Source organism: Burkholderia sp. LK4 (assembly GCF_001043615.1).
Taxonomy (GTDB): domain Bacteria; phylum Pseudomonadota; class Gammaproteobacteria; order Burkholderiales; family Burkholderiaceae; genus Burkholderia; species Burkholderia cepacia.
In genome coordinates this window covers 1-18,835 of the sequence record NZ_LDUL01000051.1, presented here as the reverse complement: position 1 = coordinate 18,835, position 18,835 = coordinate 1, and the positions used below count along the sequence as shown (strand labels likewise).

At 67.6% G+C, this 18,835-nt stretch carries 17 protein-coding genes; 6 read left to right on the top strand and 11 right to left on the bottom strand.

Translation table 11 applies throughout. The features are described from left to right. Nucleotides 1–13: 13 nt before the first annotated feature. From VK92_RS25355 to VK92_RS25330, 6 genes are all read right to left on the bottom strand, one after another. The gene (locus VK92_RS25355; protein WP_205713655.1) at nucleotides 14–454 is read right to left on the bottom strand and encodes a c-type cytochrome; all 441 of its coding nucleotides are present in this window, start codon (nucleotides 452–454) and stop codon (nucleotides 14–16) included. 101 nt (nucleotides 455–555) lie between these two features. Beyond that, nucleotides 556–1,056 (bottom strand): c-type cytochrome, encoded by a 501-nt coding sequence (locus VK92_RS25350; protein ID WP_048024828.1) that lies wholly within the window; start codon nucleotides 1,054–1,056, stop codon nucleotides 556–558. Further along, nucleotides 1,053–1,589, bottom strand: coding sequence for a methylamine dehydrogenase light chain (locus VK92_RS25345; protein ID WP_021161464.1), 537 nt, complete (start codon nucleotides 1,587–1,589; stop codon nucleotides 1,053–1,055). Before VK92_RS25345 ends, VK92_RS25350 begins: the two co-directional genes overlap by 4 nt. A gap of 39 nt (nucleotides 1,590–1,628) precedes the next feature. Beyond that, nucleotides 1,629–2,255, bottom strand: coding sequence for a methylamine dehydrogenase accessory protein MauD (gene mauD / locus VK92_RS25340; protein WP_021161465.1), 627 nt, complete (start codon nucleotides 2,253–2,255; stop codon nucleotides 1,629–1,631). Then, nucleotides 2,252–2,806: a MauE/DoxX family redox-associated membrane protein gene (locus VK92_RS25335; RefSeq protein ID WP_048024826.1), complete on the bottom strand. Its 555-nt coding sequence runs from the start codon at nucleotides 2,804–2,806 to the stop codon at nucleotides 2,252–2,254. The genes mauD and VK92_RS25335 overlap by 4 nt, the downstream gene beginning before the upstream one ends. Before the next feature lie 7 nt (nucleotides 2,807–2,813). Continuing rightward, a complete protein-coding gene (locus VK92_RS25330) occupies nucleotides 2,814–3,971 on the bottom strand; it encodes an amine dehydrogenase large subunit (protein ID WP_048024824.1) in 1,158 nt (385 codons plus the stop codon). A gap of 244 nt (nucleotides 3,972–4,215) precedes the next feature. Here VK92_RS25330 and VK92_RS25325 point away from each other — a divergent pair, with 244 nt between their 5' ends. From VK92_RS25325 to VK92_RS25305, 5 genes are all read left to right on the top strand, one after another. Further along, the gene (locus VK92_RS25325; RefSeq protein WP_048024823.1) at nucleotides 4,216–5,178 is read left to right on the top strand and encodes a helix-turn-helix domain-containing protein; all 963 of its coding nucleotides are present in this window, start codon (nucleotides 4,216–4,218) and stop codon (nucleotides 5,176–5,178) included. Between the two features lie 88 nt (nucleotides 5,179–5,266). Then, nucleotides 5,267–6,211 carry a GlxA family transcriptional regulator gene (locus tag VK92_RS25320; RefSeq protein WP_021161470.1) on the top strand — a complete coding sequence of 315 codons (945 nt, stop codon included), beginning with the start codon at nucleotides 5,267–5,269 and terminating at the stop codon, nucleotides 6,209–6,211. Nucleotides 6,212–6,708: 497 nt separating this feature from the next. Then, complete coding sequence (locus VK92_RS25315; protein ID WP_048024821.1) at nucleotides 6,709–8,421, top strand: M36 family metallopeptidase; 1,713 nt, start codon at nucleotides 6,709–6,711, stop codon at nucleotides 8,419–8,421. Between the two features lie 79 nt (nucleotides 8,422–8,500). Further along, on the top strand, nucleotides 8,501–9,754 hold the full coding sequence (locus VK92_RS25310; protein ID WP_048024819.1) for a M20/M25/M40 family metallo-hydrolase: 1,254 nt from the start codon (nucleotides 8,501–8,503) through the stop codon (nucleotides 9,752–9,754). 175 nt (nucleotides 9,755–9,929) lie between these two features. Then, nucleotides 9,930–10,292 (top strand): YbjQ family protein, encoded by a 363-nt coding sequence (locus tag VK92_RS25305; protein WP_048024817.1) that lies wholly within the window; start codon nucleotides 9,930–9,932, stop codon nucleotides 10,290–10,292. Nucleotides 10,293–10,298: 6 nt separating this feature from the next. Here VK92_RS25305 and VK92_RS25300 read toward each other — a convergent pair whose 3' ends face one another. From VK92_RS25300 to betC, 5 genes are all read right to left on the bottom strand, one after another. Beyond that, complete coding sequence (locus VK92_RS25300; protein WP_048024876.1) at nucleotides 10,299–11,549, bottom strand: MFS transporter; 1,251 nt, start codon at nucleotides 11,547–11,549, stop codon at nucleotides 10,299–10,301. Nucleotides 11,550–11,799: 250 nt separating this feature from the next. Beyond that, the gene (cysS, locus tag VK92_RS25295; RefSeq protein WP_048024816.1) at nucleotides 11,800–13,212 is read right to left on the bottom strand and encodes a cysteine--tRNA ligase; all 1,413 of its coding nucleotides are present in this window, start codon (nucleotides 13,210–13,212) and stop codon (nucleotides 11,800–11,802) included. Nucleotides 13,213–13,597: 385 nt separating this feature from the next. Then, on the bottom strand, nucleotides 13,598–14,737 hold the full coding sequence (locus VK92_RS25290; protein WP_021161478.1) for a porin: 1,140 nt from the start codon (nucleotides 14,735–14,737) through the stop codon (nucleotides 13,598–13,600). Between the two features lie 260 nt (nucleotides 14,738–14,997). Then, on the bottom strand, nucleotides 14,998–15,966 hold the full coding sequence (gene choX, locus VK92_RS25285; protein ID WP_048024814.1) for a choline ABC transporter substrate-binding protein: 969 nt from the start codon (nucleotides 15,964–15,966) through the stop codon (nucleotides 14,998–15,000). 45 nt (nucleotides 15,967–16,011) lie between these two features. Next, complete coding sequence (gene betC, locus VK92_RS25280) at nucleotides 16,012–17,547, bottom strand: choline-sulfatase (RefSeq protein ID WP_021161480.1); 1,536 nt, start codon at nucleotides 17,545–17,547, stop codon at nucleotides 16,012–16,014. A 299-nt stretch (nucleotides 17,548–17,846) separates the two neighbouring features. Here betC and VK92_RS25275 point away from each other — a divergent pair, with 299 nt between their 5' ends. After that, entirely contained in the window at nucleotides 17,847–18,752 is a 906-nt protein-coding gene (locus tag VK92_RS25275; protein WP_042976344.1) for a choline sulfate utilization transcriptional regulator, read from the top strand. The last annotated feature ends 83 nt before the right edge of the window (nucleotides 18,753–18,835 follow it).

Below are 18,835 nucleotides of genomic sequence, written 5' to 3'. Positions count from 1 at the left end.
CTGAATCGGTCGGTCAGTAGCGATCCACGACGCCGTCGACCCCGCGTGCTTGCAACGCGCGAACGAGGCCGGCGCGCACGGTCGCGACGTCGGAATAGGCAGGACGGCGGTGCGCGGCGACTTCGGCGGCCGTATAGGGCTTGAAGTCGCGCGGCAACGCGTCGCGGTTCATGGTCGTGAGTACCCAGTTGAGCACGTCGGCCAGGTCCTGGTCCGACAGGGCCGAGTTCGACGCGCCGGGCACGCGCATCACGTACTCGCGCCCGGCCGGCAGATGCGTGAAATAGCCGAGCGAGTTCGCGAGCGGCGGCACCTTGCCGGCGATACCGCCGCCCGTGGCCGTGTGGCAGCCCATGCAGTTGAGCACCCAGTGCTGCCGCGCGAGCGCCGCGTCGGCCGCGCCTTCCGCATGCGCGGGTGCCACGGTCAGGCCGACGACCGCCCCGGCAAGCATCAGCAGCGACGACAGGCGGCGCGACAGGTGGCCGAGCCACGATGCCGCCGCGCACCGCGTGCGCGGCGCGACGTCGCAAACGCGGGATGCACGGGCAACCTTCACAGGCCGAGCCCCTTGATGACGACGTCGCGTTGCGCGTGAACGGCCGTGCCGTCCATCGCCTTCGCGCGCGCCGCGCGGATGTCGGCCGCCGTGAACGGCTTCGCATCGCCGTGCTGCGCGTTGAGATCGAACACGACGTAGTTGAGCACGTGCGCGATATCGTCGTCGCTGGCGCTCGCAAACGACGGCATCTTGAAGTTGTAGCGCTTGTCGTGCACCTTGATCTCGCCGAACATCCCGTGCAGCAGTGTCGCGACCAGCTGCGCACGCCCCGCCTCGGCCGTCGCATACTTGCCCGGATACTCGGTCAGCGGCGGCGCGAGGCCGTCCTGCCCTTTCCCGCCCGCCTGGTGGCACACCGCGCACTGCGCGTCGAACAGGCTCTTGCCGGCCGGGTAATGCACGGCTTCCTGCGCGCCGGCGGCGCCTGGCAACGCGAAGGCCGCCACGGCCGTCATGCATGCGACTGCGATCTTTCCTGCTTGCGTCACTTTCATTGCTTCGCCGCCCCCAACAGAACCGAAACCGAACAGTGGTAATTCGAATTGCCGTTCGCCATGCACCAGTTGATGTCGTTGTTCAACGACAGCTTGTACAGCGGCTTCTCGCGCTCGTTGCGGTTGCAGAAGCACTTGCCGCACGACGTCTTGCCGCAGCAATCGTTGTACGACACGATGTAGTCCGAACCGTCGTGCGGATTGCGGCAGGTTCCGATCCACGTGATCGGCGAAGGCGTCGTGCCCGGCGGGCAACTGCTCGACGTGCCGCCGCAGCAACTGCACAGCCAGCCGTCGATCGCGCAGTATTTCCAGTAGTCGCAGCTCATCGGGTCGTCGCTCGCCCCCGACGCGGCGGCACCGGATGCGCCCGACGCCGCGTCGGCCGCATACGCGGTGCGATCGACGGGCAGCAGCGGCAGCATCGCCGATCCCACCAGCACCTTGCCGAGCTTCGCCATCGCGCTGCGCCGCGAACTGTGCTGCGCGACGCCGCGCGCCGACCGCTCGAACCATGAATCAAACAGGCCCATGTCGTTGTTCTCCCTTGACGTTGAAAGAGGGTCGGCCGGTCATGCGTGCTGCGCGTGCGCGTCGTGGCTGTGATCGCCGTGCACGAACTGCTGCAGCGATGCGACGCCGCGCTCCTTCGCTTCGAACAGGCTCTCGAGATGCTCGCGCGTATTGACGAGGCCCTTCGCACGCACCGTGCCGGTTTCGTCGAGCAGCACCGCGTACGGCAGCTTGCCGATCTGGTACGCGAGGCCGAGCTCCTGCGACAGCACGTACGGGAAGCGCCCGAGGTCGTGCTTGCGCGCGAAGCGCGTGTGTTCGTCGATATCGCCGTCGCTCGCGAGCACGATGTTCACCGGCGTCGATTCGCTCGCCTGCAGCGACGGCAGCAGCGGCAGCAGCTTCTTGCAGACGGGGCACGTCGGCGACAGGAAGAACAGCAGCGTCGCCTTGCCCGACGCATCGATGCCGCCGACCTTCACCTGCGAGCCGCGAATGTCGGTCAGTTCGAACGCCGGCGCGATCGCGCCGACCGCCGGCCCCTTGTCGATCATCAATGCGCCGGCCGGCATGATGCGTTCGTACAGGATGCCGATCTGGCGCACGAGCGCGAGACAGATCGCGCCGAGCGCGAGGACGGCCACCCACAGCAGGGCGGTGGAAACGGTGAGAGCGGTTTGCATCATGAATTCCTCAGATGGGAAAGGCGCGGTACGTTGGCGAGCAGCACGTCGACGGTGAGCAGCGCGCAGACGATCAGCAGCACGGAGAAGAACAGCGTCAGGTAGTCGAACCACACGACCGCGCGCGCGCCCGGCTCGACGAGCGCGGTCGCGGCCAGCGCGGCGAGCAGCAGCGCGCGACCGACGTGCAGCCAGCCGATGCCGCGCGGCGCATCCGCTCGCGCGGCCGCGAAGCCGGAACAGCCGCAGTCGATGTCGGTGTGGCCGCGCAGCAGATTGATCGCGATTGCCGCCGCGAAGGCGACGAGCAGCGCGATCAGGCCGATCGCGCCGGCCGTGCGCGTATCGGGAAACAGCAGTGCCGCCGCGCCGACGGCTTCCGCGAGCGGAATCGCGAACGCGACGGGCGCGGTCAGCGCGTCGGGCAGCAGCCGGTAGCCGGCGAGTGCCTGGCTGAACGCGGCGGGCCGGCGCATCTTCGCGAAGGCGCCGAGCAGCACGACGACGGCAGCGCCGGCCTGCGCGCTGGTGGCAAGTACGGGATCGAGCGTCATCGCGGCCTCACGGGTTGACGAGCAGCGACGACGTATTGCCGATCTGCTTCTCGACGTTCTGCAGCTTGCCCGTGCGCGCATCCATCACGACGAGGTCGGAGGTCGCCGTCAGCCCGTAGAACAGCGGCTTGTCGTCCTCGCTGACCTGGATCGACACGAGGGGATCGATCTTCTGCTGCGCGAGATCCCAGCGCGCGACACGCTGCTTCGACTTCAGGTCGAACACCCACACCTGCGTGCCGGGGTCCTTGTGCGAGCCGTCGGTACCCTTGTGCATCAGCACGTAGTAGCGGTTCTGCTTCGCCTGCACGGCCGTCTGCTGCATGCCGCCCGGGCGCCAGCCTTCGGCGCGTTCGGCGTCCGTCAGCAGCGGCCACGGCTTGCCGAACACGGGCTTGTCGCCGCTGAAATCCGCGCTGCGCACGTTGCCGCCGTAGGTCGTAAACAGATAGTCGCCCTTGTAGCGCGACGCGTTCACGAACGCCGGATCCTTGTCGACGTCGATGAACGCATCCGACATCGTGCGTTTCGTTTCCTTGCCGCTCGCATCGAGCGTGACGGTCAGCGCCTTGCCGCTTTCGCACAGCGCCGTGAAGCGGTCGTTGCCCGACGGATACGCGAGCACGCAGGCCGCCGTGTCGATCTCCGACAGCACCTTCTTCGAGACCGCGTCGATCACCGTCACCGATGCGGCCGGCGTGATGTTCGCGACGTACAGCCGCTTGCCGTCCGCGCTGAGCGCGGTGTTGTACGGCGACGGCACATGCTGCGCATGCTTCGCCGGAATCACGATCTCGCCCGCATGATCGAGCGTCGTGTTGTCGGTGATCTCGACGACGTCGGTGCGCGTGCCGTGCGAGCCGCGCGAGAAGTACGTCGTCGCGACGAAGCTCGTCTTGCGGTCCGGCGAGATCGCGAGGCCCGGGCCGAAGCCGCCGTCGATCTGGCCGAGCAGTTTCTTCGCATCGGCGTCGTACACGTAGATGCGTCCGTCGGTCATCGACGGCATCGAGATGTCGACGATATAGACCTCGTGCGGATGCCAGGGCGGCATCTTCTGCACGACCAGTTCTTCCGGCTTTTCCGTCGCATTCGCGCCGCCGGCCCATGCCGCCGCGAACGCCAGCGTCGCCGCGAGCACCGCGGTTCGTCGCCTTGTCCTCATGTCGCCTCCAGTTGGGGAATCACGTAACGTGGGGCGACTGTAGTTCGACAATAAATCCGGTCAGCACCCGGACCGGCACCGCGTGCGTGCCGATTCGGGATATTGGAAAACCGCCTGAAAGGCACGCCGGCCGAAGGCTTCCGACCCTCTGGCAGATGCGCCCGGAATAGCGCTGCCCCTTATTGCGCCGACCGCGCGGTCGGTTTAATCTTGCGCGGTCCTGATCGACGCACCTGGAGGCGCTGTGTTCGTGTTTCACGAGAGGTTCGACAACGCGGACCGGCATGCCGAGGCGCTGCGCGGCTGGAACCAGCGCTACGACCAGATCGGCTCCGGCGCGTATCGCAGCGCGGTCAAGCATGCGGTGCTGGACAGCGTGCAGCTGTTCCAGGAAGCCGCCAACGTTCGCATCATCCAGCGCGGAAGGTTGCCGCACGACCAGACGGTGTTCGGCATGCCGCTCACCGGCGCGGGTGCGTTCGCATTCGGCGGTGCGCGCATCGAACGCGGCACGATGGTGCTGGCGCGCGGCGGCACCCCGTTCGAGCTGCACTCGCCCGACGACATGTCGCTGATCGGAGTCGTCGCCAATGGCGAACTGATGCAGCAGATCGAGGATGCGGCCGACGTCCGCCTCGACGAAGTCACGTTGCGGCGCGGCGTCGTCGACATGCCCACCGCGGTGCTGATGCGCGCGAGCGTGCAGATCGCGACGCACCTCGAGCGTGTATTGTCGGCACCCGATACCTTCCGCGACGCACGCGCGCAGCGCGAACTGCGCGGCGAGATCGGCAACGTGCTCGTCGATCTCCTCACGTACCGGATTCCCGAGCCGCCGAACCGTCTCACGCATGCATGCCGCGCCGACATCGTGCGCCGCGTGCACGACTACGTGATCGACCATCCCGAGGCACCGGTCGACGTGCTGAGCCTGTGCACGCAATTGCGCGTGAGCCGGCGCACGATGCAGAACAGTTTCCAGTCGGTCGTGCAGACCAGCCCGTTGCATTACGTGCGATCGCTGCGCCTGTCGCAAGTGCGGCGGATGCTGCTCGACACGCGGCAGGCCGACCTGCCGATCAGCGACGCGGCCGCACGCTGGGGCTTCATCCATCTCGGGCATTTCGCGAACGCCTACAAGGCGCAATTCGGCGAGTTGCCGTCGACCACCGCGCGCCGTTCCGCGCGCGGCGCAAAAACGCGCTGAGGCCGCGCAAAACCCGCGATAATCTCCGGCTGACCGTTCGCCGCCCCGCGCGACACGCGACGACCACCGGATTCCATTGCCTGCCCCGATGCCCGAGGATTTCCACTTCCTGCTGCTGCCCGGCTTTTCCGCGCTCGGCTTCATGTCCGCGGTCGAACCGCTGCGCGTCGCGAACCGCTTTCGCACGGAGCTCTATCGCTGGCACGTGATCAGCGCCGACGGCGCGCCCGTCGCCGCGAGCAACGGCATTCCGGTCGCCGCCGAAGCCGCATGCGCGGAGGTCGAAACGGTCGATACGGTGTTCGTCGTCGCCGGCTTCGATCCGCTCGTGTGCTACACGCGCGCGATCGGCGACTGGCTGCGCCGCCAGCACCGTCATGGTGCAACGCTCGGCGGCATCGACACGGGCAGCTTCGTGCTCGCGGAAGCCGGGCTGTTCGACGCGTCGCAGCCGCTCACGCTGCACTGGGAAGCACTGGCCGCGTTCCGGGAACGCTACCCCGGCCTGAACGCGACGCAGGAGCTGTTCGAGATCGACGACCGGCGCATCACGTGCGCGGGCGGCACCGCGTCGATCGACATGATGCTCGACCTGATCGGGCGGCGGCACGGTGCCGATCTCGCGGCGGCGATCTCCGAGCAGTTCGTGGTCAGCCGGATCCGGCAGCGCTCGGACAGCCAGCGGCTCGAGATCGCCGCGCGCTACGGCGTGCACAACCGCAAGCTGATCCAGGTGATCGGCACGATGCAGCGGCACATGGAAAACCCGCTCGGCTCCGATGCGCTCGCGCAGGAGGTGTCGATCACGCGGCGCCAGCTCGAACGCCTGTTCAGCGCGACGCTGAACGACACGCCGACGCATTTCTACCTGAACCTGCGGCTCGATCGCGCGCGTGAACTGCTGCAGCAGACCGACATGAGCATCACGTCGGTGTGCGTCGCGTGCGGGTTCGAATCGCCGTCGCATTTCTCGCGCACGTATCGCGCGCGATTCGGCCTGAGCCCGCGCAGCGACCGTCGCGCGACGCGCTGATCGTCGCGGGTTTCAAGCACAATCCCGCGCGGAATTGCGCGTTCCGGCAGCGTTTCCCGCCGCTCGCTGAACAATGCCGACGATTGATCGACGGACTGAAGAGGTCATCGAAAATAAACTGGAATGTCGTTGAAAATATTCTGTAACATACCAAAAAAAGTTAGATAGGCAGCCTAACAACTTGCATGCCGCATCGCGGCAGGCTGCCACCGATATCGATTCGATCCGAGGGGTATGACATGACGATGCTCGATTCGCCGTCGCCGCACCTGCCTGCCGTTCGATTCTTCGTTCGCCGCTTCGCGCGCGCGTCCTCCTGCTTCTCGCCGTCCAATCCCGCCAGTTTCTTTTCGACCTGACATTTAGGTTTCCTTAGTCAGTCGACGCTCCCCACACCGCTTCGCCGCACCGGCTCGATCGAGCCGGCGCGCGGGCCGTGTCGTGCCTGCGCGCCACGAACGCGCGGGCGTGTCCAACCGTTGAGATGAGGATCACGTATGCAGACATCACGCAAAGCACTGCCGCTCGCCCTGGGTCTCGCGCTCGGTTTCGGCATCGTCGGCGGCACCGCGGCCGATACGAAAGTCTCGAATCCGCAAGCAACGAGCCTGCGCGAAAGCCTGACACGCGGCGTCGCGCCGCCGGCCGCCAAGGCGGATACGGCCGCCGGGCAGTTCCGCGCGGACGGCGTGGCGGTCACGTTGTACAACCCCGCCTATCGCGCGAAGAAGGCCGCCGCGACGCCCGCCGCCACCGCGCGCGACTTCGTCGCGTCGCAGGCCGCGCAACTCGGGCTCGACGCGACCGCGCTCGCGAGCCTCGTCGTCACGTCGGAGCGCAGCGACGCCGAGTTCACCGTCGTGCGCCTGCAGCAGCAGGCAGCCGGATTGCCCGTGTACGGCAGCGATATCGCGGTGACGGTCGCGAAGGACGGCCGCATCCTGTACGTCGCGAGCAACACGATCAACGGCGTGGTCGCGAAGTCGGGCAAGGCGCAGGCCGTCGACCAGCAGCAGGCGCTCGACCGCGCACGCGCGTATCTCGGCGTGAGCGGCTTCACGAACCAGGATGCGCAGCTCGTCGCCTTCGTCGACAAGGCCGGCACGCATACCGCGTGGAAAGTGCGCGGCCGCCCGAACGACGGTCCGAAAGGCGACTGGGAACTGCTGATCGACTCAGGCAGCGGCGAAGTGCTGCGCGCCGAGGACAAGGCGCTCTACGCGACCGACGGCACGGGCTTCGTGTTCCGGCCCGACCCGCTGTCGCCGACCAAAAGCAGCTACGGCAGCACGGGCTACAAGGACAGCAACGACGCCGATTCGTCGCAACTCACCGCCGCGCGCGTGCGCGTGACGCTGAAGGATCTCGCGCAGTCGGGTGCGCGTTATTCATTGTCGGGCCCGTATGCGGCATGCGTCGATTTCGACGCGCCGCGCGACAACGCGTGTCCCGTGCAGTCGACCCCCGCATTCGAATTCACGCGCGGCAACCTGTATTTCGAGGCGGTGAACGCGTACTACCACATCGACACGTTCCTCCGTTACGTGAACCAGACGCTCGGCATCAAGGCGCTGCCGTACCAGTACACGGGCGGCGTGCAGTACGACCCGCACGGCGAATCGGGCGACGACAACTCGTCGTACTCGTCGAGCAGCGGCCGGCTGACCTTCGGGCAAGGCGGCGTCGACGACGCGGAGGATGCGGACGTCGTGATCCACGAACTCGGCCACGGCATCCACGACTGGGTGACGAACGGCGGCCTGTCGCAGCAGGAAGGGTTGTCGGAAGGCACCGGCGACTATCTCGCCGCCGCGTACAGCCGCGACTTCAACCAGTGGAGCCCGTCGGATGCGCAGTACCACTGGGTCTACAACTGGGACGGCCACAACGAGTTCTGGGGCGGCCGCGTGACCAACTGGAACGTCGGGCGCACCTATGCGCAGGCACGCGGCGCGGAGATCCATACGGCCGGCCAGTACTGGGCCTCGTGCAACCTCGTCGCGCGCGACGCGATCGGCGCGCAGGCGATGGACAAGGCGTTCCTGAAGGGGCTGTCGATGACCAACAGCTCGACCAACCAGAAAGCCGCCGCGCAGGCGGTGCTGACGGCGGCGTCCGCGCTCGGCTACAGCAACGCGCAGCTCACCGCGATCGGCAATGCGTACAACCAGAGTTGCACGTACGGCGTGACCGTACCGAAGAAGTCGTAATTCCGCAGCAGGCGGGGGCGCATCGCACGACCTGTGACGCGCCCCCTTCATCGACATCGCCATCCTCACGAGATCGAACATGCCTACTCTGAAACTCACCCGCCTGAGCGCCGCGCTGGGCGGGATGCTGCTGACCGCCGCCGCGCACGCGACGCCGGTGTGGATCACGCTCGGCGACGCGGCATTCCGCCAGTTGCAACGCATCGACGCAAGCGCCACCGCGCAATACAGCACGACCCTCGATGCCGGCAAGGCGGCCGACGGCGCGGCGAGCCGCGAGACCGTACACGTCGTCGAGATCGACGATTCGCGGCTCGGCGAGCTGGCCCACGCCGTCCACCATACGCGCGGCCACGGGCCCGGCTACGTCGTGCACGACTCGTTCGACGACGCGCGCCAGGCACTGCAGCCGTTGCCGACGCCGCTCGCGAAGCAGGCCGCGGCTTCCACGTACCAGGTTTCGAACGCGCCGCAGATCGGCACGTGGATCCAGCAGTTGCAGGCCAGCAACATCGTCGGCACGATCACGTCGCTGTCCGGCTTCACGAACCGTTACTACACGACGTCGCACGGCGTCGCCGCATCGGACTGGCTCGCGCTGCAGTGGAAGCAGCTGGCCGGTTCGCGCGCCGACATCACCGTCGAGCAGTTCGCGCACACGGGCTTTCCGCAGAAATCCGTGATCCTGACGATCCGCGGCAGCGATCCGGCCGCGGGCACCGTCGTGCTGGGCGGCCACCTCGATTCGACGGTCGGGCGCACGACGGAAAACACGCGCTCGCCCGGCGCGGACGACGATGCGTCAGGCATCGCCAGCCTCACCGAAGCGCTGCGCGTGCTGCTGGCGAACAACTATCGGCCGAAGCGGACGATCAAGTTCGTCGGATACGCGGCCGAGGAAGCCGGCCTGCTCGGCTCGAAGGCGATCGCGAAGCAGTTTCGTGCGCAAAACGTGAACGTGGTCGGCGTGCTGCAGCTCGACATGACGAACTACAAGGGCGACCCGAAGGACATCTACCTGATCACCGACTACACGAACGCGTCGCAGAACACCTACCTGACGAACCTAGCGAAGACCTACCTGCCGGAACTCGCGATCGGCACGTCGCAGTGCGGGTATGCGTGCTCGGATCATGCGTCGTGGAATGCGCAAGGGTATCCGGCGTCGTTCCCGTTCGAGGCCGATCAGAACGACAGTCCGTATATCCATACCGTGAACGACACGCTGGAGAATTCGGATCGGCAGGCGAACCATGCATTGAAGTTCGGCAAGCTGGCGCTGGCCTACGCGGTCGATCTCGGCGGCAACGGCAGTGCGACCGTGAAGCGCTGACGGCGCGCGGCCGGGCTGTTCGTCCGGAAATGACGGAAGCGTATGCTCGCGGCTTGCATACGCTTGCGTCGCGAAGCGTTCTCCGCGGTCGCGGCGCCGACCCGTCGTCGAACCCGGTACGCCGCGTCGTCCGGATAGAATCCCCGTTCGACCACTTCGCTACACGCTTCCCGCCATGACCGATTTCTCCCGCTCCGTCGACGACCTGTCGCCCACCCGGGTCACGACCGCGTTCGACCTGCCCGGCCACACGACCGTTCGCTCGCTCGGCGTCGTCCAGGGCATCGTCGTGCGCTCGCGCTCGATCGTCGGTTCGTTCGGCGCATCGCTGCAGACGATCTTCGGCGGCAACATCACGCTGTACACGTCGCTGTGCGAAAAAGCCCGCCAGCAGGCCTTCGACAAGATGCTCGCCGACGCAGGCAAGCTCGGCGCGAACGCGATCGTCGCGATGCGCTACGACTCGACCGAGATCGGCGCGGGTGTCACGGAAGTCATCTGCTACGGCACGGCCGTGCGCGTGACGCAGGACGCGTGACGCCCGTCACGCGTCGCGCTCGAGCGACTTCATCGTCGTGAGCTGCGGGAACAGCCGCATCCACGTGAGCGCGACGGCGATCGTCGCCGCACCGCCGACGACGATCGCGGCCGGCGCGCCCCACCATGCAGCCGTCACACCCGATTCGAATTCGCCGAGTTGATTCGACGTGCCGATGAACAGCGAGTTGACGGCACTCACACGGCCGAGCATGTCGTCGGGCGTGCGCAGCTGCACGAGCGACAGGCGCACGACGACGCTCACCACGTCCGATGCGCCGAGCGCCGCCAGCGCGACGAGCGACAACACGAAATTTCTCGACAGCCCGAACACGATCGTTGCGATGCCGAACGCGATCACGCCGCCGAACATCGCGCGGCCGGGCCGCCCCTTGAGCGGAAAGCGCGTGAGCCACAGCGTGCCCGCGAGTGCGCCGACCGCCGGCGCCGCGCGCAACGCGCCGAGCCCCCACGGCCCGACCTGCAGGATGTCGCGTGCGTAGATCGGCAGCAGCGCGGTCGCGCCGCCGAACAGCACCGCGAACAGGTCGAGCGACAGCGCGCCGAGGATCGCCGGTTCGCGCCGGATGAATGCGATGCCTGAAAACACCGAACGGAGCGTCACCGGTTCGCGCGCGGGCGGCGCGCCGCGCAGCGGAATCGTGCCGCTCAACACCGCCGCGACCGCGAACGCGACGACGCTCGTGCCGAACGCGACGGGCGCGCCGACGCCATACAGCAGCCCGCCGAACGCGGGCCCGAGAATCTGCGCGGCCTGGTTCGCCGAGGTCGACAACGCGGTCGCGCGCGGCAGGTCGCTGCGCGGCACGACGGCCGGCAGCAGCGACGACACCGACGGCGACTCGAACGCGCGGGCCGTGCCGACGATCGCCGCGAGCGCATACACGGCCGGCGCGGCCAGCCATCCTTGCGCGGCACCGAGCAGGAACACGCCGGCGGCCAGCGCCTCGACGGCCTGGCAGATCGTCGCGATGCGCCGGCGGTCGTAGCGGTCGGCCACCTGCCCGACGACGAGCGTCAGCGCGAACATCGGCACGAACTGCGCGAGGCCGACGAGACCGAGTGCGAACGCGCTGTGCGTGAGCGCGTAGACGTACCACCCGATTGCAACCGACAGGATCTGGAAAGCCAGGGAAGACATCACGCGCGTGCCCCAGAAGCGCTGGAACGGTGCGTGACGGAACAGGTTGGCGGGCAACGGGGATAAGGGACTGGGATCGGGCACGGAGTCGGTCATCGAGGTCTCGGCGGTCGGCGCGGCACGCCGGCACCGTTCGGGAAAGCGAAGGCGCACGCCGACGCATGCGCGCGACAACGGTACGGACGCGGCGAAATCGCGATGATATGCCAAGCGCGCAAAACGGGCCGGGGACGTGGCCGGCAACATCGAGCGGACGCGGGGGGCAACGCATCCGGCGGCCGCGTCGATCGCGGCCGCCGGATGGCGGCTCGGGCACGGGATTTTCCGATGCTGGCGGCCGCGGGCTTCACCGGGGCGGAACGCCCTCGTCGGCCGCGCCGCCGGCGATGCCGAACAGGCGTTGACCTTCCGGGGTGTCCTCGACTCGCCAACCCTGCGCGCTCAATGCTTCCCGTATCCGGTCGGCCTGCACCCAGTCCTTGTCCGCTCTCGCGCGCTCGCGTTCGGCGAGCAGCCCGCGAACGTGTTCCGGAATGTCGGGTGCAACCGGCCTCCATGCGCGCAAACCGAGGCCCAGCACGGTGTCGAAGCTGTCCACGGTCGCTTTCAGCGTCGCGGGGGGCAGGTTGCTCCTGACCAGATCCCAGAGCACCGCGAGCGCCCTGGGCAGATTCAGGTCCTCGTTCACTTCGGCGTCGAATCGCGCGGCGAAATCCGCATCGACGCGCCCTCCGTCCGGCCAGCCGGCATACAGGTGCCGAAGCCGGTTCAGCGCGGTGTGCGCGGCGTCGAGCGACGCCCACGTGAAATGCAGCTTGCTCCGGTAATGGGCCGTCAGGCACAGGTAACGGTACGCGAGCGGGTCGATATTCCTGCTCTGCAAGGTCTGCAGACGAACGAAATCGCCGCTCGACTTCGACATCTTCGTATCGGCATCGAGCGTCAGGAAGTGCCCGTGCATCCAGTAATTCGCGAGGTTCGTGCCGTGGGCCGCCCGCGTCTGCGCGATCTCGTTGCTGTGGTGCACGGCGATATGATCCTCGCCGCCGCAATGGATATCGAACCACGTCCCGAGATACTTCGCCGACATCGCCGAGCATTCGATATGCCAGCCCGGAAAGCCGCGCCCCCACGGGCTGTCCCATTCCATCTGCCGCTTGACGCCGGCCGGGCTGAACTTCCACAACGCAAAATCCGTGATGCTCCGCTTGTCGCCCAGCGCGACCCGCTTGCCCGCCTGCAACCCCGCGCGGTCGAGCCGCGCGAGATAACCGTAGTCGTCCTGCCGACTGGTGTCGAAGTAGAGGCCGTCGTCCGTGCGATAGACGTAGCCGCCCCGGTCGAGCGTATCGATGAACGCGATCTGTTCGGCGATGTGATCCGTGGCGCGGCACCAGACCGTCGGCTCGAGCAGGTGGAGCGCGCGCCAGTCCCGCACGAAAGCGTCGGTGTAGCGCCGGGCGATGGCCCACGCCGATTCGCCGGTCCGGCGGCTGCCCTTTTCCATCTTGTCTTCGCCTTCGTCCGCATCCGAAGTCAGGTGGCCGACGTCGGTGATGTTGACGACGTGCCGCACCTCGTATCCGTTGCGCACCAGTACGCGGCGCAGGAGATCCTCGAACACGTAGGTTCTCAGGTTGCCGATGTGGGCGTCGTCGTAGACCGTGGGGCCGCAGCAGTACATGCCGACCTGCCCGGCCCGGATTGGCGTGAACGGGCGCACGGTACGCGACCAGGTGTCATACAGCGCAAGCGGCATCGAGTTTCTCCGTCCGAAGGTGTCGGCCCAAAAACAAAAAGGCCGCCTGTCTTGCATCACAGGCGGCCGGAAGGCGATTGCTTGAATGTTCAGCGAGTTCGCTGGACGCAACTTCCCCCTGGCACGTTCTGACAACATGCGCGGAGCAGCGACGAGAGGAAATGGGCGCGATCAAGCATGGGGACGATGCTAGCGTCTATAGACGGCACCGGTCAATACCGTCGGGCAGTCGCCCGGCGACGATCCCGGTGCGGCGGCCCGGCAGCGGGCCTTGACCGGACGGCTCTCGTGCCCGCTCAACCCCGTCAGGCAAAAAAAAGCGCGAACCTCGGTTCGCGCCAAAGAGAGACCTCGCTGAAGACGTCACAACCTCACACCACCCCGCTCAGAACGAATGCCGCATCCCGATCCGCACGTCGGCCTGCGTCTGCGTCGTCGACGGCGTGAAGCTGTAGCCGACCACCGCATCGACGCCTTGCGACGCGCGCAGGTAATCGCCGGAGATATACACGTCGGTACGCTTCGACAGCAGGTAATGCAGGCCCGCCGTGCCCTGGTTCCAGTGATGGCCTTCGAAGCGCGTGTGCTGGTAGCCCGCGATCAGGCTCAGCGCCGGCGTGAACTGGTACAGGCCGCCGCCTTCATACACCTGCATGTGCGACGACTGGCCGAAACCCTTGATCGTCGTGTACGAGAAGTTGGCGTCGAGCGTCAGCTTGCCGATCGTGTAGCTCGAGCCGATGCCGAACGTGCCCTGGCTGTCGACGTCCATCGGCGTGTTCGCGAACAGGTCGGTGCGTGCGCCGGTCGCCGGATCGACGGTCACCGTCTGCTGGCCGAGGAACGTGTGCGTGCCGATCATCGCGTACGGGTCGAACGCATAGATGCCGTTCGGGTTGTTCAGGCGCGTGTACGCGGCGCCGATCGAGAAGTCGCCCTTCGTGAAGCTCGCGCCCGCGCTCCACGCGCTGTTGCGGTGGAAATTGCCGGCGACGTTGCCGAACGAGTACATCGCGCCGAACTTGAAGCCGCTGAGGTCGTTCGACAGGAACTTCACCGAATTCGGCAGGCGGTCGCCGTTGAAGCGGTCGAAGTCGCCCTGGTGGATCGCATAACCGCTGCCCCACGCGGAGATGTTGTAGATCGACACGAGTTCGTTCGTGATGTCGAGCTGGTTGCCGAACGACAGCGTGCCCCAGTCGTTCTGCAGGCCGACATACGCCTGCCGGCCGAATTCGGCGCCGCCGAAGCCGAGCTGCCCGGTGCCGAGGCGGAAGCCGCTCTCGAGGGTGAACACGGCCTTCAGGCCGCCGCCGAGGTCTTCCGTGCCCTTCAGGCCGAAACGGTTTCCGTACGCGACGCCGTCGTCGAACTTGACCACGTGCGAGCCGCCAGTGTTGTTCACGTACGTGATGCCTGCGTCGAGAATCCCGTACAGCGTCACACTGCTCTGCGCATGCCCGATGGCGGGCACGCAGGCCGCGCATGCAAGCGCAGCGGCTACGGCAACTTTGGTGTGCTTCATTGTCGACCACCCTCCCTGAACCGTTCGATGGAAAGAATCTCGTCCCGGCGCGTGCCGCGATGCGCCGGTGGATTCGAATTCGGTACGCCCGCTGGCTTCGGCATTTCGTTTTCCGCAATAACGCAGCCATTGGCGAAAAATACAAACCCATATTTCGCGTCACCCGTCTGAAGGCGACACCAAATGGTCACGATGCGACCCGCTCGGGAAAACACGTAGACGGGCGGCCCGGTAAAAACCGGCCGCCCGGAAGGAGGGAATCAGCGCCCGTCGAGGGCCGCGCGCACGGCCGGCAGGCCCGGTGCGCCGGCCGCCGTCGTCACGCCGTCCAGCCAGCCGGCAACCAGCGCCGGGGCGGATTTCAGCGCACGCTGCGCCGCGAGCGCGGGCGACGTCTTGTGGTCGAGCATGTCGGCGATCATCCGGTTCTCGACGTCGACGGAGAACGTCATCTGCCGGAACAGCCGCGCCAGGTTCGCGCACTGGCCGGCGAACCCGGCGCGCGTAACGGTATTGACGGTCGCCCCGCCGTAGTTCGGGCCGAAATACGCATCGCCGCCCGACAGGTAGGTCAGGTGGAACTTCGTGTTCATCAGATGCGGCTCCCAGGCCAGGAACACGATCCACCGCTTGTCGCGCACCGCGCGCTCGACCTGCGTGAGCATGCCCGTCTCGCTCGATTCGACGAGCGACCAGTTTGCCGCGCCGAGCGCATGGTCGGCGAGCATCCGCTTGATGTTCTGGTTCGCGGGCGCGCCGGGCTCGATCCCGTAGATCTTGCCGCCGAAGCGGTCGGCGTAGCGCGCGAGATCGGCGAACGTATGCACGCCGGCGGCGGCCACGTAGTCGGGCACCGCGAGCGTGAACTTCGCGCCGCTCAGGTTCGCGTGCAGCACGTCGATCGACTTCTCGTCGACGAACGGCTTCACGAGCGGCGCCTGCGCGGGCATCCAGTTGCCGAGGAACACGTCGACCTGCCCTTTCTTGAGCCCCTGGTACGTGATCGGCACCGACAGGTTCGCCACGTCCTGCCGATAGCCGAGCGCCTTCAGCACGACGCCCGCCATCGCATTCGTCGCATCGATGTCGGTCCAGCCGGGCGCCGCCATCTTCACGTCGCCGCACGTCTGCGGGTCGGCCGCGTGCGCAGGCTGCGTCGCCGCCACGCACGCGGCGGCGGCGAGCGCCGCGCCGATCCTTCGGATTGCTGCATTGCGTTGCCGTTTCATGGTTCGCTTCCTCCGTCGTTCTTCAATGATCGCGATGCGGGGCGCTCAACGCCCGATGCGCGGAAAGCGCGCCATCGCCTCGAGCGTGTCGAGTTCGATGTGATTGCGCATGTAGCGCTGGCTCGCGTCGGTGAACGGCTGCCAGTCCCACGCGTGGATGCGGCCCTGCGTCGTCGCCGCGTAATGGAAACGCCGGCGCCGCTGACTCGCACGCACCTGGCGGTCCAGTTCGGGCAGGTTCCAGCGCTGCGCGGCTTGCGCACGGAACGCGGCCAGCACGTCCGCGGCTTCCGGCGTGCCGGCGAGGTTCGTCAGCTCGCGCGGGTCGTCGCCGAGGTGATAGAGCTGGTCGGGATCGGCCGGGCAATGCACGTACTTCCAGTCGCCGCTGCGGATCATCACGACCGGCGCGACCGCACCTTCCGCGAGGTATTCGCCGAGCGCAACATCGTGCGCCGGCGTGCCGTTCAGGTGCGGCACGAGGCTTGCCCCGTCGACGGGGTCCGGCCAGCCGCCGGCGGGGGCGGCGCCGGCCAGGTCGACGAGCGTCGGCAGCAGGTCGACGTGCGACACCGGCCCGCGCACGCGCGCGGCGCCGAAGCGGCCCGGCGCATGCACGATCAGCGGCACGCGGCAGCCGCCCTCGAAGAACGTCATCTTGTACCAGAGCCCGCGTTCGCCGAGCATGTCGCCGTGGTCGGACGTGACGATCACGATCGTGTCGTCGGCGAATCCGCACTGTTCGAGCGCGGCCAGCACACTGCCGAACTGCGTGTCGACATACGAGGTTGCACCGTAGTACGCGCGACGTGCGGCGCGGATCTGTGCGTCGGTGGGCGGCGTCCGGTCGTTCTCGCAGACGAAGCGCAGCCGCTGCGAATGCGGATCGCTTTCCGCCGCGTCGAGGCGCACGGCCGGCAGGTCGATCTCGTCGTCGCGATAGAGATCCCAGTATTCGCGCGTGATCGCATACGGGTCGTGCGGATGGGTCAGCGACACGACCATGCAGAACGGCCGCGCATCGTGCCCGGCCGCCCGCTCGCGCGCGACGTCGTACAGCTTCTGCTTCGCGGCGAACGTGACCTCGTCGTCGAAATCGAGCTGGTTGGTGCGCACGCACGGGCCCGCGTCGAGCACCGAGCTCATGTTGTGATACCAGCTCGGCCGCTCCGCCGGGCTGTCCCAGTCGGGCACCCAGCCGAAATCGGCCGGATAGATGTCGGTCGTGAGCCGCTCCTCGAAGCCGTGCAACTGGTCGGGCCCGCAGAAGTGCATCTTGCCGGACAGCATCGTCCGGTAGCCGCCCGCGCGCAGGTAGTGCGCGAACGTCAGCGTTTGCGCCGGCAATTCGGCGGCGTTATCGTAGGCGCCGATCCCCGACGGCAGCTTGCCGGTCAGCAGCGAAAAACGCGACGGCGCGCACAGCGGGCTCGCGCAATACGCGGCGTCGAACACCACGCCTTGCGCGGCGAGACGGTCCAGCGTCGGCGTGCGCGCGACGCGGTTGCCGTAGGCCGGCAGCGCGAACGGCGTAAGCTGGTCGGCCATCAGGATCAGGATGTTGGGTGTCGGGTTCGTCATCGGCAGTCGTGGGGAAAACGGTGTTCGAATGGAACGGCACGCCGCTCGCGCAGCGAGACGTCCGGCATGACGGAAACGGCCCGACGAAAGTGCCGCGCGGGCACGCCGCGCTGGCTAGAATCGCGGAATGCGTTGCGTGCCACCCGTGGCGCGGAATGCGAAGCGGGGCGTGAAGCAGCCTGTGTAGCAGCCTGTGAAGCAGCCCGTGCAGCACGTGTGCCGCACCGTCCGATGCACTATCGCCTGCCCGAATTCGCGCGGGAAGGCGTCCGGCCCTTATGGGGCCATTAGAGGGACTTATGTCGAAATCCGAACCGTTACCGTCGATGCAGGCGCTGCGCGCGTTCGAATCGGCTGCCCGGCTCGCGAGCTTCACGGCCGCCGCGCGCGAGCTCGGCTCCACCCAGCCGGCCGTGAGCCAGCAGGTGTTCCAGCTCGAGGCCGAACTGGGCGTGCCGCTGTTCGAGCGCAGCCCGCGCGGTGTCACGCTGACGGCCGACGGCGAGTGCCTGTACGAAGCGGTGCGGCTGAGCCTCGACACGCTGCGCGGCGCCACCGCGACCCTGCGGGCGCGCCGCGAGCACGGCGCGCTCACGATCGTCACCGACTTCGGCTTCGCCACCTACTGGTTGATGCCGCGCCTGGCCGGGCTGAAGCGCGTGATGCCGGATGTCGACGTGCGGGTCGTCACGTCGCAGGATTACGACGCGCAGCGCGACCACGGCGACATCGCGATCCTGTTCGGCGACGGCCACTGGCCGTCGTGCACGGCCGCGCGACTCTTTCCGGAATCGGTCACGCCCGTGTGCTCGCCCGCGTTCCGCGACGCGCACCCGCACGTCGCCCGGGCCGATCACCTGCTCGCGTTGCCGCTGCTGCACGTGCAGCCGACGCGCCCCGAGCGCTGGCTGTCGTGGTCCGGCTGGTTCGACGCGCACGGCCTCGATACGGCAGCCGCCGCGCGCGGCGTGACCTTCAACAGCTATGCGCTCGTGATCCATGCGGCGCTGCTCGGCGAAGGCGTTGCGCTCGGCTGGGCGCCGCTCGTCGACGAACTCGTCGCGTCCGGGCAGCTCGTGAAGCTCGTCGACGCGCCGGTCGTCACGCCGCGCGGTTACTTCCTCGTGCGGCCGCCGCAGCGGCCCGAGCCGGACGCGACCCACGTGTTCCGGCGCTGGCTGCTCGACGCGTGCGCGCCGGCCTGAACGGCCGTCCGTCCGGCCGGCGGCTACGGGCCTGATGCCCGCCTGACGCCCGCTGGACCGGCCGCGCCCGCCCCGCCTGACGC

Excerpts from the sequence above, each read along its gene's own strand:
- VK92_RS25305 (WP_048024817.1), top strand. The coding sequence starts at position 9,930 with ATGACCGATTTCTCCCGCTCCGTCGACGACCTGTCGCCCACCCGGGTC.
- betC (WP_021161480.1), bottom strand. The coding sequence starts at position 17,547 with ATGACGAACCCGACACCCAACATCCTGATCCTGATGGCCGACCAGCTT.
- VK92_RS25300 (WP_048024876.1), bottom strand. The coding sequence starts at position 11,549 with ATGACCGACTCCGTGCCCGATCCCAGTCCCTTATCCCCGTTGCCCGCC.
- VK92_RS25350 (WP_048024828.1), bottom strand. The coding sequence starts at position 1,056 with ATGAAAGTGACGCAAGCAGGAAAGATCGCAGTCGCATGCATGACGGCC.
- VK92_RS25330 (WP_048024824.1), bottom strand. The coding sequence starts at position 3,971 with ATGAGGACAAGGCGACGAACCGCGGTGCTCGCGGCGACGCTGGCGTTC.
- mauD (WP_021161465.1), bottom strand. The coding sequence starts at position 2,255 with ATGATGCAAACCGCTCTCACCGTTTCCACCGCCCTGCTGTGGGTGGCC.
- VK92_RS25320 (WP_021161470.1), top strand. The coding sequence starts at position 5,267 with ATGCCCGAGGATTTCCACTTCCTGCTGCTGCCCGGCTTTTCCGCGCTC.
- choX (WP_048024814.1), bottom strand. The coding sequence starts at position 15,966 with ATGAAACGGCAACGCAATGCAGCAATCCGAAGGATCGGCGCGGCGCTC.
- VK92_RS25310 (WP_048024819.1), top strand. The coding sequence starts at position 8,501 with ATGCCTACTCTGAAACTCACCCGCCTGAGCGCCGCGCTGGGCGGGATG.
- VK92_RS25315 (WP_048024821.1), top strand. The coding sequence starts at position 6,709 with ATGCAGACATCACGCAAAGCACTGCCGCTCGCCCTGGGTCTCGCGCTC.
- VK92_RS25275 (WP_042976344.1), top strand. The coding sequence starts at position 17,847 with ATGTCGAAATCCGAACCGTTACCGTCGATGCAGGCGCTGCGCGCGTTC.
- cysS (WP_048024816.1), bottom strand. The coding sequence starts at position 13,212 with ATGCCGCTTGCGCTGTATGACACCTGGTCGCGTACCGTGCGCCCGTTC.
- VK92_RS25290 (WP_021161478.1), bottom strand. The coding sequence starts at position 14,737 with ATGAAGCACACCAAAGTTGCCGTAGCCGCTGCGCTTGCATGCGCGGCC.
- VK92_RS25355 (WP_205713655.1), bottom strand. The coding sequence starts at position 454 with ATGCTTGCCGGGGCGGTCGTCGGCCTGACCGTGGCACCCGCGCATGCG.
- VK92_RS25335 (WP_048024826.1), bottom strand. The coding sequence starts at position 2,806 with ATGACGCTCGATCCCGTACTTGCCACCAGCGCGCAGGCCGGCGCTGCC.
- VK92_RS25345 (WP_021161464.1), bottom strand. The coding sequence starts at position 1,589 with ATGGGCCTGTTTGATTCATGGTTCGAGCGGTCGGCGCGCGGCGTCGCG.